Below are 16,614 nucleotides of genomic sequence, written 5' to 3'. Positions count from 1 at the left end.
TTACTCTATTCTCGAATCGCTTCAATGGGTGTTGCAGTAGTAACCTGACTTTCATGTGAAGTAGTTGCTTCTTTAGCAAAGCGTTCTTCTGGAGCATCCTCGTTAATTTGATGACGAGCCCAAATCCAATAGTAGATACTTGCAGCAGCAAAAACTGCTAACGATACGATGAAAAATGTAAAGTTGGCAAAGAAACTTGCAAAGATAGCAATAACCGCCAGTACAAGAGAAACAATTGGTGTAAATGGATATAATGGCGTTTTAAATGTTCTTACAAGATTTGGCTCCTTTTTACGTAAAATCAACACTGATAAATTCATCGTAATATATGACACTAATGCCCCGAATGTAGAAATTAAAATGAGGTCATCAGGATTGAATAAGATAACAAGTGCTAGTCCAATAAAGCCTGGTAAAATAATTGCCATATAAGGTGTCTGACGCTTTTTATGCATCTTTGCTAAAAGGCTTGGCAAATAGCCTGCTCGAGATAACGCGTAAACTTGACGTGAATAAGCTAAGATAACACCTGAAAAACTAGCAATTAATCCAACTAATCCTACAGAAGCTAAGATTTGAGCTAGCCAGTACGTATTACCAAACGCTGCTGCAATTGCTGCTGGAAGTGGATCTTCCGCTACAGTCATAACATCGATACCAGCAAGACCTATTGCCACAGTTGTCGTTAGAACGGACAATACTAATAATGTGATCATTCCAGAGATTAAGCCCTTTGGCATGTCCTTTTGTACATCTCTCGTCTCCTCAGATAGCATTGGCAGCATTTCAATGGCTAAAAATAACCACATAGCGTATGGTAAGGCAGACCAAACCCCTTTAAATCCACCAGGTATTAAATCACCATTTTCAGGGAATAAATGAGCCACATTAATTTGTGGTAATCCAACGAAATACATTAATACTAATAGTCCAAGCGCAATAAAGACGAGCACCATTTCAATTGTTGCATATTCTTTAATACCGATAATATGGACACCCATGAAGAGAGCATACATGAATGCTGCTGCTACTACTGTCGGAACAGATGGGAATAAAAAGCTTATATAGCCGCCGATACCTATGGCAATAATCGGTGCTGCAATCACATACTGGAGCACAACTCCAATTCCTGTAATAAAGCCAATATATCTCCCCATTGCACGTCTAGCAAAAGAGTATGGTCCACCTGCATACGGTAACATCGTCGATAATTCTGAGATTCCTAAGGTCATTGTTAAATACATAATAGCCATAAATATTGTAGCGATTAGCATCCCTAAGTAGCCAGATTGACTTAATCCAAAATTCCATCCAAAATAATTTCCAGAAATAACAATCCCAACACCAATTGTCCATAAGTGAATCGGTGTAAGGGCTTTCTTTAATACAATTATTTCACCCTTTTTAGAAGACATAGCATTCGCCACCTTTTCTCATTATTTAGATGTTACAGTACTCTACTTTTTTCCAAATATGCATTCACTAAAGCATCACTCTGCACTGTATAGTTTTCACCTAGTAATCTTGTTGTTTCATTATCGCGGCTACCTATCCAAGAAATAAGCTGTAGTCTTCTCATTAAAATAAATGTTGGAATCATTTCAATTTCGTCATCCGTTAAGGTTCTTATTTTGCTATAACCTTTTAACCAAGAAGCAATTAAATCATCCAAGTAAGGCATATGCTCTATAAAGCTTACTGACGTGGCTAAATCATATAAAAACCAACCAAAGCCACAGTCGTCGAAATCAATAACTTTTATTTCATCTCCGCAAATTAATAAATTGGCTAGGCGTAGATCTGAATGTATAAGTCCAAATCTTGTCCTGCTTTTGCCGAATACTTCTAACTTCTTTTTAATAATGAGAGATGCTTCTTCATATAAAGCTAAACGTGACGGTGTCATACCAAGTCCATCCTGCCACCTAGCCCATTTTGGTGAGTCCCCTAAAATCGTGTCATAATCCCATGTCATGCGTTTGAAGTCTTTATAATACTCATGCTGTTCAATTGTATGTTTATGGAACATTGCTGTTATCGTTCCTAATGTTTCAAATTGTTGAATCAAATCTTCTTCTTTATTTTCATCGGGCGCATTTCCCTCCAAAAATGTAAATAATGTGCTATAATAGATGGTGTCATTTAATTTATGAGCATGCACGTAGTCACCGTCATCTGCTCGAATTGGTAATGATACATCGATTGGAGATTGCTCGTGTAATGAGTTTAACCAAGCAATCTCCGCTTCTATCTCTTCTTTCTTATGGTAATTCGGTCTACTGATTCTCAAAATATACTTTTTACCTTGAACATCCTCTACTAAATACGTAGAATTTTCGGAATAGTCAATCATTTTACAAGATGCATCTGCTAAACAGCTGAATTCCTTCAAGGCATCATGTGCTGCTTGATGAAAATTAGATAGTACAGCATCTAAATCTAAGAAATCCATTTGTCCCATTTGAAAACCCCCTTGTTTACAAATTGCTAATCTTTCTATACTCAATAACGAGCAAACTTTACAAGCTGTGCAGCCTCTTTAATACCTGCTTCACATTTTTCAAGTAACTCATCACAGTATGCTTTATCGCATAATAAGCCTGGTTTAAATTGAAGAACTCGTGTATCAAGCATTGAATAAATTGCCCACACCCCATGCTTGTACAAGGAGCTCATTACATGCTTTGCCCCTTCAGGATGATTAAACTCTAATCCCATGACAACCCCTAATTGACGAATGCCAACAAAGAAATCTGGGTATTGCTGTTGGATACGCTCTAAGCCTGAACGCAGATAACGTGCCACATATTCCACATTTTTGACCACTTCTGGTCGTTGAGAAATTTCTAATACTTTCATGGCAACAACACATCCTAGCTCAGCACCGCCGAAAGTAGAAATATGGGCTAGTCCATCTTCTACCATCCAACCGCCAGCTCGCTCATTCACAACAGTAGCCGCAATTGGATAAATACCTCCACTTAAACCTTTCGCAGTCACAAGAATATCTGGCTTCACACCATAATGTTCAATACCCCATAGCTTCCCAGTTCTCATTAACCCAGTTTGCACTTCGTCTGCAATATATAGTGCACCGTAGCGCTCACATAATGCCTTCACCCCTGATAAATAATTAGCATTCGGTAATGGGAAACCATATGTTGCTGGGATTGTTTCGATAATAACGCTTGCGACATCCCCTTTGGACAGCTCTCGCTCCATCGCTGCTAAATCATTAAATGGAACATGTGCAAATTCACCTGGATCTCCTTCACTTAAAAACGGCTTAGAATAGCGTTCATTTCCTAACGACACAGCTAAACCACTATGTCCATGATAGCCATTTTTAATCGAAATGGTTTTTTTACGTTTTGTGGCATAGCGGGCACATTTTAGGGCAACATCAATTGCTTCACTCCCACCACTTGAGAAAATCGTATATTTTAACCCATCTGGTGTACAGGCAGCTAATTTTTCAGCTAGTTGTGCACGAGCTGTAGAAGGAAAATGATGATTACCAATATCAAAATAATTTGTTCCTTCAATTAATGCTGCGATGACTTCTGGATTACGATGACCTAAATTATAAGTTCCACCATTTAAATGGGCATTCATTAATTTTTTGCCATCTACATCATAAAAGTAATAACCTTCTCTTTTTCCGATGACGAGATCAACGCCATCTACTTGCCATTGCTTTGTTTTCCCTGGATTCCACCAGTCAATTGATTTTTGTAAGGTTGCTTGTTTATTCGCAAAATAATCCATGTTTTCCACCTTCCTATACGTTGACATCCTCCAAAATTTCACCTGCTATTAATAGTTCAACCTTTTTTTGGGCCAAGCGTTCTTGCCATTGTGTAGAACTTTTTTGATCTGTAATCACCATGGCAATATCCTCCAAATGACAAATGTGTGCAAATGTGGAGACTCCAAATTTTGTGTGATCTGCTAAAATAATCGTATTTTCTGCTCGTTCTATTAATTTCTTTGAAATCGCAGCGCCAGTAATATCATAGTCTGTAATGCCCTCATTCAAAGAAATTCCGCCTGCAGCTACGAAGGCTTTATTTGCCTTTAGTTGATTAAAAAATAAATCAGCTAACGGACCACCCATAAATTTTTGTCGATGCTCATATTCACCTCCTGCAAAAAGCACCTTGCCTTGAAAGCATTCTGCTGCTAATGATAGAACCGGGAGAGAATTTGTTACCACTATTACATTTGGTTTATCACTTAAATAACGAACGATTTCATAGGCTGTTGTACCATGACCAATAAAAATAACGTCTCCATCCTCCACAATACTCGCTGCAGCCTTGCATATCATTCTTTTCTCTAAGTTGTTGAGTGAAGTTTTCTGTTCAAATGTCCGTTCATACTTTTCTTTAGCTTTCACGGCACCTCCATAAACTTTGTGCAGGAGCCCTTCCTTCTCCAATCGGTCCATATCTCTACGTATAGTCTCACCTGATACGTTCAATAATTGTTCGGCATCACTTACCTTCACTTTGCCTTCTAAATCTAAAATATCTAAAATTACTTTTTTGCGTTCCTCAAACGAAAGGGACATACACAATCACTCCAAACACATAGTAGAATCCAACAAAATCCACAAATTCAACATTCATATTCTGTATTTATGTGGATTTGTTTTGAATTTTATAGAATAGTTAGATAATTGTCAATACTATAAATATTAATTTTATCTAAATTACGAGGTTTTTTTCTTCTTAATACTATATTTTTCTACAAAAATATAGTCCCCTAGTTGTTTTATGATAACTAGGGGACTTGTTTAGTTTCATTAAAATACAACATCAATCCAAATTAATCCAAACACTCTTCACTTCAGTGTAATTTTGTAGAGCATACGCACCCATTTCTCTACCAATGCCCGACTGTTTAAATCCTCCAAAAGGAGAAGCAGGGTCTGTCATATTATAGCAATTTACCCATACTGAACCCGCCTTTAATTTTGCGGCTAATGAATGTGCATTTTTTAAGTTCTGTGTCCAAATGCCTGCTGCTAGCCCAAAGTTCGACTTATTTGCTCTTTCTACTAATTCATCCACGCTATCATATTCCAGCACAACAACAACTGGTCCAAAGATTTCCTCTTGTGCAATTGTCATCGTATCAGAAACATTTGTAAAAATAGTAGGCTCCATAAAATAGCCATGGTCAGCCGATTTGCCACCACATGCTAATGTAGCTCCTTCCTCAACACCTATTTCAACATAATTTTCAACACGATTTAGCTGTTTTTCTGAGACGAGTGCCCCCATTTGTGTAGAAAAATTTAAAGCGTGACCTTGTTGAATTTTTGTAGCATAGCTCACCATTTGTTTGATAATCTCCTCAGACTGGCTACGATGAACAAACACTCTTGAGCCTGCACTACAAACTTCACCTTGATTGGCCATTATCCCCGAAAGAACACCCGGAATTGCTGTGCTCAAATCTGCATCCTGTAAAATAATATTAGGAGACTTCCCTCCAAGCTCTAATGTTACTCGTTTCATTGTGTCAGCAGCTTTTTTCATAATGCTTTTTCCTACGTCTGTAGAACCAGTAAAGGCAATTTTATCGATTTTCTCATGTATCACTAGCGCCTCTCCTGCAATTGGACCAAAGCCAGGTACGATATTAATAACACCTGGCGGAAAACCTACCTCCGTCACCAACTGAGCAAAATAAAGTGCAGACAGGGGCGTTTGTTCCGCTGGCTTAAGGACAACAGTACATCCAGTTGCTAGTGCAGGCGCTACCTTCCAAGAAACCATCATAAACGGAAAATTCCATGGAATGATCTGCCCCACTACACCTACTGGCTCATGCCTTGTATAATTTAGAAAATTACCCGCTACAGGCAGGACTTGTCCCATATTCTTCGTTGCCCATCCAGCAAAATATCTAAATTGCTCAACAGCATTCGGAATATCATTTCCCAACACCTCATTAATCGGCTTACCATTATCCAAGGCATCAATCTGAGCGATTTCCATTTTATGCTCTTCCATTAAATCTGCTAGTTTTAGCATCAATAAGGCTCTTTGAGCAGCATCCATTTTTGACCATGGTCCATGATCAAAAGCGTCTCTAGCCGCTTCCACTGCTGCATCTATATCCTCTGCTTGCGCTTCATATACTGTTGTTATTTTTTCTCCAGTGGAAGGATTTATTGTGTCGAAGGTTTTACCAGCTTTTGATTGAGTAAATTCTCCGTTAATATATAACCCCTTTGTTTCCTCTAAAAAAGCTTGCACCTTAGGTAATAATTCAATTGCCTGTGGTAATTTCATCTCTAGCATAGATAGACCTCCTTGTTAGATTGATTGATCTAAAATATTATAGATATCCTGTCTAGACATTTTACGTGGATTCGGCACCATGTACTGCGCATCATGGAAGGCAATATCAACTAAAACATCGATTTGATCTTTGCTTACACCTATGGCACCCAACTTCTCAGGAATTCCTGCTTCTTTCGTTAAGTTCTTCACATATGCAACAGCTGCTTTGGCTGCCTCCTCTACCGAAAGTCCTTCAATATTGACACGTAAGGCTTCAGCAATATCTTTAAATTTCTCAGGATTCGCAATCCAATTGTATTCTAGTAAATAAGGCAATAGAATAGCATTGACTATACCATGTGGAGCATCATACTGTGCACCAATAGCATGTGATATCCCATGGACCATTCCTAACCCCGAATTAGCCATTCCTAAGCCTGTAATAGAACTAGCTAATAACATGCCATGCATTGCCTCGGTATTTTCACTATGTGCAATCGCTGGTAATATTGATTTTCCAATCACTCGTACTGCATGTAAATTAAGTGAATCCGTAAAATGCGAGCTCCAAATAGATACATATCCTTCGATAGCATGTGTTAACGCATCCATCCCTGTTGAGGCGATTAGACCACTTGGCATAGCACGTAATAAGCTAGCATCTAAAATCGCCACCCTAGGGAATAAATCTTCTCCAAAAACTAATTTTTTTGTTTTCAATCCATCTGTCTCATCCGTAATGACTGCCGCATTTCCACTTTCACTCCCTGTTCCTACCGTTGTTGGAACAGCAATTAACGGAAGTGCTTTTTCAGTATATTGATCGAAGCCATAATAGGTTGATATAGAGCTCTCATTTGTTAGCACAATCGCTAAAGCCTTGGCACTATCAATTACACTACCTCCACCTACAGCGACTAGAGCTGAAATCTCTTTATTCCTATAGATATTGGCAGTTTCATCAATACTTGCTACATCTGGATTAGGTTTTACCTCGTCATATATCAAAACCTCAATATTTTCAGAGATTTCACCAAGCACATTTTTTAAAATCCCCGAGTGCTTAATCCCTTGATCTGTCACCATCAAAATGCGATGAGCACCCATTTCTTGTAGAACAGGGCCTAATTTTTTTATAGAAGATACGCCTGTATAAATCTTCGTTTTGGCATTAAAAACTGTTTCTGAGTATGCATTCATCGTTAATCCTCCCTATCAAGTTAAATATCTTTCTGCAAAAACACTATAAAATTCAATAGCATCAAAAAATGCGTTCATTTCAATATGTTCATTTGGCTGGTGTGCTAAATTTTCATTGCCAGGGCCGTAGATGATAATAGGGGCATTGGTAGCAGTTGAAAAAACAGAGCCATCTGTATAATAATTAACACCCTTTTCCAGTAACGTTACATTAGATAACTCATTTTTCACCGCTTTCAATTGAGTTAATAATGCTTGACTGCCTGAGTAATCAATTGAATTTAAATCGTGAATCACATGAATCTTTGCATGGAAGTCATGGTCTGTCTTTCGAATTTCTCCAATAATTTCTTTAATATCCTCTACTATTTCTTGATGAGATAGCAATGGTGTGGATCTAATATCTATACGTATAGCACAATAATCTGGTATTACATTAGTTGTAACCCCCCCTTTTATCGTGCTAATGACAAGTGTTGGTCGGCCAAGTAAAGGATGCTCTTCTACTGCCCTAAATGAATAATTCTGTAAAACGCTTATCACTTTGTGCATATGCGTAATTGCATTTATGCCATTTTGAGGCATTGAACCATGCGCTGTTTTACCAAAAGTTTCAATCTCTAACCATAAGACACCCTTATGTGCACAAAAAATCTCACCGCTGCTCGGTTCAGCAATAATAATGGCACCCGCATTTTTTACAATATCTGTTTCAATGGCTTGTTTCGCACCTATGCAATCCACCTCTTCACCTGCTGTTCCTAAAAACAATAAATCTCCTTTTAAAGGAATCTTTTTTTCCTTTAATATAATCATTGCCTCGAGTAAAGCAGCTACCCCTCCTTTCATATCTGTCGTTCCTCTGCCATACATTTTGCCATCAATGATTTCAGCCGAAAAAGGCTCGAAATCCCAAGGTACATCTCCAACAGGAACGGTATCCAGGTGACCACTAAATAGCAAAGAGGCTTTTTTTTCTTTTGCATGGCTCAATAGCTTTACAATGATGTTTGCTCTAGCATCATCTATCATTTGAATATCTACTTCTAAGCCGTAGCGTGTACAATGCTCAGCTATTTTATGAGCTACTACCAGCTCATTAGCGGGAGGATTGACACTATTGATTTGAACTAAAGTTTGTAAAAATTGCGTCGCTCTTTCACCATTGATCAAAATAACACCTCCCTTCCTTAACTAGCATCCAATAGAAATGTAGCAGCTGTTTTTACTCAAGATTGTCAATGACACTCAAGCTACAAATCAAAAAATAAGTGAAAATTACAAAAATTTAGTGTATTATACTAGTAATCTCACCTTTCACTTACTATAGCATTGTATTTTTTGGCTAAGAGCCAAAAGATTGCTTCCATTTTTTTATAAAATAAAATTACGACTGCGTTGCTCTAAACATACATAATCACCATCTTATCAATACATTTATGAGGTGATTAACTTGCGGATAAAGGATGTTATGCTGTTACAAGAATTTACACATGCCAAGATTATCGCTGGAAAAGATTTATTGGAAAAGGAAGTAACAGGAGCTACTATTGTAGACGCACCAGATGGATTTTCTTGGATTGAACGGGGAAATTTCATTCTTACAACAGGTTTTCCATTCTTAACAAACGAAAACAGTTTAGATGAAACATTAAAAAAATTAATTTTGACACTCTTTGAAAAAGGAGTCAGTGGCTTAGGCATTAAAATTGGTCGGCATATTCCATCTGTTTCCATAGACGTGCAGAATTTTGCAGAACAATATGAGATTGTTATTATAGAACTGGACAACCAAATTGCTTGGGCAGATATGATTATTCCGATTGTTAATCATATTAATAATGAACAAAGACTTGAGTTAGAAAAAGTAAAGAATATCTATGAAGAGTTCCAATATTTTTTATTATCAAAAACTGATTTTCAACAATTACCGCTATTAATTGAAAAATTAACTTCCCAAAAGGCTACTATTTATTTACATTCCATTGATAAGTTGTATAGCTCATTTGAATTGACGCCTGTTTATGAAGAAATCACTTCAGACATTATCCACATTATCAAAACGAAAAACCTAACGAAGGAAAGTTTTCAGGAGATTCCCATCCAAGTATATGTGAAGCCGATTTATGAAAACAGATATCTAGAGGGGTGTATTATTCTTTGGGAATGTCAAGATATTCACGCTCCATGGGAAAAGGTGGCTATCTCACAAGCAACTGCTATTTTATTAACTGAGCTACAAAAAATAAAAAGTATTATTTCATTATCTCAGCAAAATAGAAGCGGCTTTCTAGTAGATTTATTACATGGAAAATTTAATAGTACTGAGGAAATAATCCGTGTTTCGAGAGAGGTCAATTGGGATTTGACGGATCAACCGCATCAATTACTTTTAATTGAATTAAAATTCCCGGATTATAACAAACAAGATACACTCATATTAACATCAAAATTTATCTTTCTATTGGAAAAATATACTTTAACCAAGATAGGGTTTGATTCCAATAATTATTTAGTTGTGCTGTTAGATGCAGTAGCAGAAATTGATGTTACCTTTATTTGTGAGAAAATCGATTACTTATTAGCTAAATATAATGTCAAAAACGCCTATTTCGGGGGAATTGGGCGGTTATATCCTCTACAATCTATTGTAAAAAGCTACAACGAGGCATTAGTGTCATTACATTTTGCACAAGCGAAAAAAAATCAATTATCTAAGGTTGTCAATTTTGAACAATTAAATTTCGAACGAATCCTTTTCTCCAGTCAGCCTATAAAAGAGGCTTCATTTCTCCAGCAGGAATACTTAATGCCATTAAAGGAATTTGATGAGAAAAAGACAGCAGAGCTCTATAATACGCTAAAAGTATTTTTATTTAATAATGCCGATTTTAATAAAACAGCCGAGCAGCTATTCGTTCATAAAAATACAGTCCGTTATCGGCTTAGTTTAATTAAAGAAATCTCAAAGCTCAATCCTGAAAAATTACAGGATCAAATTTTGTTTTATATTGGCTTTTTGCTAGAAGAGCTTCAGCTACCAACCTATCAATAATTGCCTAACAAAAACAGTCTATTTTTATCAATTCCATAAAAATAGACTGTTTTTTAAATGTGTTTAAGTTGCCGTATAGCCGCCATCCACTGGTATTAAGGCTCCTGTGATAAAGGATGCTTCATTTGAGGCTAAGAAAGAAATAGTATTGGCTATTTCTTCTGGTCTACCTAACCGTCCTAATAGATAGGCATTTTCATAGGCCTGTCGAATGGATTGACCACCGCCATCTCCTTCGATGAGCTGCTCTGCCATATTCGTGTCGGTTAAACCTGGACACACTGCGTTAACTCGTATCCCATACTGCCCAAGCTCTACAGCAGTACTTCGTGTAATCCCTACCACTGCATGCTTTGTCATAATATACAAATTATGATTTTTAGTACCGATCATACCTGAAATTGATGCTAGATTGATGATAGAACTACCCTCTTGCCCTTTCAAATATGGAATAGCATGTTTAGTGCTGAGCATCACACCTTTAATATTGATATTGGAAATTTTTTCAAAGGTGATAACATCAAATGTTTCGACTGTATTATTGACAAAAATACCTGCATTATTAACCACTGTTGTAATATAGCCATATTTTTTTATTGCTTCCTCATAAAGCTTAGCAATATGCTCTTCATCGGTGATGTTACATACTACCGCATGAACATCAAAGCCATCTAGTTGTAATTGTATCGAAGCCTCCTGTAACTTATCCACATTAAAATCTGAAATGACAACTTTCGCTCCCTCTTGGCCACATTTTCTTGCTGTAGCAAAGCCTATTCCCTGTGCAGCACCTGTAATCACTACAACTTTATCCTGTAATCTTCCTATCATGTGGTTCCCTCCTACATTGTCAAATAGCCAGCATCCACTGCAATATGTGATCCTGAAATATTGTTGGAATCATCTGACACTAAGAATAGTGCTGCATTAATAACATCCTTCGGTGCGATAAAATCTTGATGTGGGAAAACATGATGATTGCCAAATGCAGGTGTCGCTTCCTCTCTTGTAGCTCCTTTTTTGTTTGCCAAGCGATCATAGGTAGCTTGATTATTTGCCATTGTTGTATCAACAGCGGTAGGACAAATAGCGTTGACATGAATATTATAGGGTCCTACCTCCATTGCTAAAGTTTTGACTAATCCTAACACCCCGTGTTTTGCAGCCACATAATGTCCTACATTTTGACCACCTCGAAGTCCATTCACTGATGATACACATAAAATTTTCCCTGCTTGGCGTTCAATCATATGCGGAAGCACATATTTACAGGTTAACCAGGTACCCTTTAAGCAAATATCGAGCATTTCATCCCATTGCTGTTCTGGCATCTCCCATAGCTTGTTATACGATAGAATGCCAGCATTTGTTACTAGAATATCGATTTTTCCAAAATGCTCAATTGTCTTTTGAACAGCTAATTCAAGCTCCTGTGCATTACGAACATCTGCTACTAAACCTAAGGCATCTACACCGCGCTTTTTTATTTCATCCACGGTTTGTGCTAATTCTGATTGCTTTGCCATTTCATAGGCAACCGTCGGAACATCCTTTGCGATATCAGTAATCACAATGGCTGCGCCTTCCTCTGCAAACCGTAGCGCATACTCCTTACCCATCCCTCGGGCACCACCTGTAATAAAGGCAGTTTTCCCATCTAATTTTCCCATCAACTACACCTCCCTTTATATTCCCTCAATACCGCACCAATCTATGGCTGTTAAGGCATATGTTTTAGCAGCCTTTATGAGATCCTCAACTAGTACGTACTCATTGGCAGCATGGGCTACTAATATACTTCCTGGACCATATATAATAGAAGGAATTCCCTTGGCATTTAAAAATGCTGCATCTGCAACGGCTACAAAGCCATGAATAGTCGCTTCTTCACCTGTTGCTTCTTGGTGTGCCCGACTTGTTGCTTGCACAATTGGATGATCGACCGCTACATCAAATGCAGGCCAATGTAATAAAAACTCAACTTCGGGAGGGTTATTTCGTAACCATAAATCATTCTGCACAGCTCTATCTACATGTCCTAAAATTTCCGCCTTCACTTCCTCAAAGGTCTCTTTAGGATGGTGCCATACTGCATATTGAATCGTACAATAATCCGAAACAACAAAAGGTAAATCTACATCATAGGATTTTCCATGAATGATGCCGGGATGAATTGAAAAATGTCCTGGTTCAAATAGCTCATGTTTTTTGGTAAATCCCCATTCCTCTTCTAACTGCTGTAGGGCTTGTACAATATACATCCCTTTTTCAACAGCATTGATGCCAACCTCACCATGCTTACCACCTGCCCGAATAAACTCTCTACGGACAGACGCATGTGTTGTTTTCCCTTTAACTGTTATATGCATTCTAATAACACCTGGACTAACTGGCACAACCGCTAAACTTTGTGGTGGTCCAGAGGGTTCTGATACAATTGCCGCATCAGCCGTATAGCCTCTTTCCACAGTAGCTGTAACCCCTAGTTCATGATCCATCGTTTCTTCACCAACAACCGTTTCTAGCAATAGATCCCCTTTCAACTGCACACCTAATTTCCTCAAGGCTTTTGCTGCCATAATTTGAGCAGCAATCCCACCTTTCATATCACATGCGCCACGTCCATACAGTCTGCCATCTTCCACTCTACCCGAAAATGGATCATTAAATTTCCAGTCTGAGTTTGGACCAGGAGGCACTACATCAATATGTCCATTAAAAATAAGAGATTTACCACCATTACCTGAACCTTTAATTCTTCCGACTAAATTAGGTCGTTGCTCCTCGACCTCCCACATATCTACTTCATCACAAATTCCTTCAAAGACTGGTTTTAAAAATAGCTGCACATTCTTTTCCCCACCAATCACTTCTGCCTTATTGACTCCATCATAATTTGGGTTTACACTTGGAATTTTCACCATATTACTTGCTAATTGAATGATTTCTTCACGCATCTCATCTATGGTAGCCAATACTTCTTGCTGGATATTTTCAGCTGATAATGTATTTTTCATATTATTCCTCCTGTTTTACTTATTTTCCAGGCTAATATTCGCCGTTATTGGTTCTGTTTCTGTCGCACTTAGCGAAATTGCTTTTTTATTTTGCCTTGCCATTTCTACATCTTTCCACAGTTCCTCAACATGTGGCTCTATCGGTCTCATATATCCAGCAATAATCATAATAATTGTTGCTATAATAAGACCATAGACACCAGCAGACCATCCTAAATCTGCAATAAATGCTGGCTCAGTTACCGTTAATGTCATGGATACAATTGTGCCAACAAGCATTCCTGCAATAGCACCTTCCTTATTCGCACGCTTCCAATATAGGCCAAGAATCACCACAGGGAAAATCATAATAATCCCTTGGTAGGATAGTAATGCTACATTAATTAATGCCCCTACATCAACCGTTGCTAATACTGCACAAATTGCTCCTATAATAAAAACAGAAAATCTTGCTATTTTCATTGCTGTTTTTTCAGAAATATCCTTTTTAATAACGGTCGCAACATCACGAGAAATTGATGTTGACATAGCTTGAATAATTCCACTTACTGTTGCAATACTTGTAGCCATAATAACTGTAGACATGAGAGCAAGTACGAATGGACCAATTTGTCCAGCAGCCCACATATACGCTTCTTCAGGATTATTTCTTGCTGTATCATTCATATACAGTACATTTCCTAGCAGTTGGAACGCTACGTAGAATATCCCCCCGATAATAGGCGCAATTAAGGCCGATTGTTTAATGGAGCGAATACTATCTGAGGCAAATAATTTATTATATACCCACGGCCACATGAAACCGCCTAATCCACTAGTTATAATAATGGATGTCCAAAACGGAGTAGGTAATTCCCAACCTGGTCCAGGGAATGTTAATGTTTCTGGATAATTAGCCACTAAAGAATCCATACCTGAAGATAGTCCTCCAGCAAATTTAAAAATCATATAGATCATGACACCTGTTCCAATGAAAAACATAAATGCACCTTGGAAAATATTCGCTGTAATTACTGATTTCATTCCACCTAGTGAAACATAAGCAAGCACAACAATAATGCCAATAATCATCCCAACAACAGGGCTAATTAAACCGTTCGTGGCATAGTTGAAAATAACGCCCTGGGTAATCCATTCCATTAATAGCCATGGGGCAGTAAACACAATTCCTGCAATACCAACTACTAACCGCACCATGCTGCTTTTGTAGCGTAAATCCATTAACTCAGCCTGCGTACTAATATGATATTTTTTACCCCAAATATATGTTTTTTCTGCAACTAAATACATAGAAAGCATTGTTAAAGTTGCATATGTCAGTACGTAAAGACCAATAAATCCATAGCCCACTGAATAGCCTGCAAAAGCCGTAAATGTCGCACCAACATACCAGGTTGAAAATACGGCTAATGAAATTGCCATAACCCCAAAGCTTCCTCGTGCCGTTGCATATTCCTCGAAGGACTTAACACCAAAATTTTTAGCATTGATCGCAAAAACGATGACAAAGAAGATGACAATAAAGGTAATAGATAGCATTAACGAGTCGCCTCTCTTTCTAGCAATTCGGCTTTCGTTAAAGGCTCAATATCAATATCCAAATCCCCATATTTAGAATCTACAAAATACCAAGTTATTAATAGCGCAAAAATCAAGATATTCATAGAAATTTGCCAAAAATAGGCGAAGGATAAACTGAAAATTCTCGGCTCAATTTTATTACTAAAATCAAATAAGCCTGGAAAACTTGCTAGTAAAATTAACCCAATAAAGCAGGCAGAGAAGATGATATTTCTTGTTACAACTGACTTCAAATCAATCACCCCTTGTGTCTTTATATTAGTTCTAAAACATTTAATTGCTGCTTTAAAGCATTTATTTGTTAAACCGGTTATTGTACATCTTATTTTTAGGTGAGTAAAAAGTCAATAAATTATCAGATTATTATTATAATTTAGAATATAGACAAAAACATCCCTTTTCTTTTGTTTATTGTCCAAAATGATTTTCAAGCTATTGGAAATAAAAAGATAAAAAACCCTCCATAGCTAGTTGCTATGGAGGGAACATAGTAGTTATTTCATTAATTCTTCCACAAATTCAAGTGGAACGTAAGTTTTTGTTGGCTCTAACAAAGCTGGTGCTGCTTTAAAGTGACGAATTGCCTTATTATAACCATAATCTTTTTGACCACGCGTAATTGTATAAGATCGTGCGCCTTTAGAAACAATTGCGCCTTTTCCTGTTGATTCTACAGTAAAGCCTAATTCTTCAGCAATTAAGCGTAATGGTACCATTTTTGTACCAGCTACTTCATAAAAATCTTTGTTAATGATTTCTTGTACAGCAGATTCAAATGGCTCCCCTTCTTCAGGTTCAACCTCACTTGGCTTTTCAGTGATTGTGTCTATCACAACCACTTTTGAAGGAGGTGTTTGTGCTGGAATGCTCATTGTTGCAATTGCATAAAACACTAGTAAGTGTTGCTCTGCTAAATCAGCTGCCTTTACCTCTTTACCAGATAGGCTAAGTAATTTTGTCTCTTCACCAATATTGAGTTTTAACGTGTTATTTGTATTGACTAAATCTTTATTGAAAAAGTCAAGTTCAACACTTCCCATTTCATTTGTTTCCACAATGATTGCCTCTGGGTTATATTGAGGTGGATAAATCATAATCATCGGCTTGTTGGCATACGTATAAGCCGTTACTTTATCACCCTTTTGAAGCTTTACCTCTTTACCCATATTATCAAAAATTAATGTATCGTTAGTGACAACAAAAACATTTATATTTTCGCCATCTTTCACCGTATAATATGTGGCTTTATCACGTGTTTCAATTGTATCTACAGTGCCAGTTACTTTTATAAAAATAGGCTGAACTTGTGGATTTTGCTCCTTATTTTCAGCAGCATTTGTTACAACTGCCTCTCCTTCGTTTGCTAATGCAGATGGAACACCGATTGCGCTCCCAATTAATAAAGCTGTCATAGCAAATGGTACAACTTTCTTCATTTTCATAAAAAGCATCTCCTTCATCATTT

Annotated in this window: 14 protein-coding genes; 1 reads left to right on the top strand and 13 read right to left on the bottom strand. The window is 37.4% G+C overall.

The annotated features are described in order from the left end of the window. Positions 1 to 5: 5 nt before the first annotated feature. The 7 genes from eat to AC1RNS_RS08575 form a co-directional block, all read right to left on the bottom strand. Positions 6 to 1,415 carry an ethanolamine permease gene (eat, locus tag AC1RNS_RS08605; RefSeq protein WP_492991929.1) on the bottom strand — a complete coding sequence of 470 codons (1,410 nt, stop codon included), beginning with the start codon at positions 1,413 to 1,415 and terminating at the stop codon, positions 6 to 8. A 32-nt stretch (positions 1,416 to 1,447) separates the two neighbouring features. After that, positions 1,448 to 2,461, bottom strand: coding sequence for a phosphotransferase enzyme family protein (locus AC1RNS_RS08600; RefSeq protein ID WP_492991928.1), 1,014 nt, complete (start codon positions 2,459 to 2,461; stop codon positions 1,448 to 1,450). A gap of 41 nt (positions 2,462 to 2,502) precedes the next feature. Beyond that, the gene (locus AC1RNS_RS08595) at positions 2,503 to 3,768 is read right to left on the bottom strand and encodes a class-III pyridoxal-phosphate-dependent aminotransferase (RefSeq protein WP_492991927.1); all 1,266 of its coding nucleotides are present in this window, start codon (positions 3,766 to 3,768) and stop codon (positions 2,503 to 2,505) included. A gap of 13 nt (positions 3,769 to 3,781) precedes the next feature. Further along, positions 3,782 to 4,573: a DeoR/GlpR family DNA-binding transcription regulator gene (locus AC1RNS_RS08590; protein WP_492991926.1), complete on the bottom strand. Its 792-nt coding sequence runs from the start codon at positions 4,571 to 4,573 to the stop codon at positions 3,782 to 3,784. A 247-nt stretch (positions 4,574 to 4,820) separates the two neighbouring features. Further along, complete coding sequence (locus AC1RNS_RS08585; RefSeq protein WP_492992129.1) at positions 4,821 to 6,305, bottom strand: aldehyde dehydrogenase family protein; 1,485 nt, start codon at positions 6,303 to 6,305, stop codon at positions 4,821 to 4,823. Positions 6,306 to 6,329: 24 nt separating this feature from the next. Then, positions 6,330 to 7,496 (bottom strand): iron-containing alcohol dehydrogenase, encoded by a 1,167-nt coding sequence (locus AC1RNS_RS08580; protein WP_492991925.1) that lies wholly within the window; start codon positions 7,494 to 7,496, stop codon positions 6,330 to 6,332. 15 nt (positions 7,497 to 7,511) lie between these two features. Continuing rightward, entirely contained in the window at positions 7,512 to 8,669 is a 1,158-nt protein-coding gene (locus tag AC1RNS_RS08575; protein WP_492991924.1) for a M20 family metallopeptidase, read from the bottom strand. Between the two features lie 280 nt (positions 8,670 to 8,949). Here AC1RNS_RS08575 and AC1RNS_RS08570 point away from each other — a divergent pair, with 280 nt between their 5' ends. Continuing rightward, on the top strand, positions 8,950 to 10,551 hold the full coding sequence (locus tag AC1RNS_RS08570) for a PucR family transcriptional regulator (RefSeq protein WP_492991922.1): 1,602 nt from the start codon (positions 8,950 to 8,952) through the stop codon (positions 10,549 to 10,551). Between the two features lie 63 nt (positions 10,552 to 10,614). On the opposite strand, the gene AC1RNS_RS08565 is transcribed toward AC1RNS_RS08570, so the two are convergent. From AC1RNS_RS08565 to AC1RNS_RS08540, 6 genes are all read right to left on the bottom strand, one after another. Next, on the bottom strand, positions 10,615 to 11,382 hold the full coding sequence (locus tag AC1RNS_RS08565; protein ID WP_492991921.1) for an SDR family NAD(P)-dependent oxidoreductase: 768 nt from the start codon (positions 11,380 to 11,382) through the stop codon (positions 10,615 to 10,617). Between the two features lie 11 nt (positions 11,383 to 11,393). Beyond that, positions 11,394 to 12,221 (bottom strand): mycofactocin-coupled SDR family oxidoreductase, encoded by an 828-nt coding sequence (locus AC1RNS_RS08560; protein ID WP_492991920.1) that lies wholly within the window; start codon positions 12,219 to 12,221, stop codon positions 11,394 to 11,396. A gap of 15 nt (positions 12,222 to 12,236) precedes the next feature. Further along, entirely contained in the window at positions 12,237 to 13,568 is a 1,332-nt protein-coding gene (locus AC1RNS_RS08555) for an ArgE/DapE family deacylase (RefSeq protein WP_492991918.1), read from the bottom strand. Between the two features lie 15 nt (positions 13,569 to 13,583). Next, the gene (locus AC1RNS_RS08550; protein ID WP_492991917.1) at positions 13,584 to 15,107 is read right to left on the bottom strand and encodes a sodium:solute symporter family protein; all 1,524 of its coding nucleotides are present in this window, start codon (positions 15,105 to 15,107) and stop codon (positions 13,584 to 13,586) included. Continuing rightward, a complete protein-coding gene (locus tag AC1RNS_RS08545; protein ID WP_492991916.1) occupies positions 15,107 to 15,382 on the bottom strand; it encodes a hypothetical protein in 276 nt (91 codons plus the stop codon). Before AC1RNS_RS08545 ends, AC1RNS_RS08550 begins: the two co-directional genes overlap by 1 nt. A gap of 261 nt (positions 15,383 to 15,643) precedes the next feature. Beyond that, on the bottom strand, positions 15,644 to 16,591 hold the full coding sequence (locus AC1RNS_RS08540; protein WP_492991914.1) for a stalk domain-containing protein: 948 nt from the start codon (positions 16,589 to 16,591) through the stop codon (positions 15,644 to 15,646). Positions 16,592 to 16,614 lie beyond the last annotated feature (23 nt).

The organism is Lysinibacillus sp. GW821-FHT14F06 (assembly GCF_058803665.1).
The sequence above is the reverse complement of the archived record's forward strand: the minus strand, read 5'-3'. Positions and strand labels throughout refer to the sequence as shown.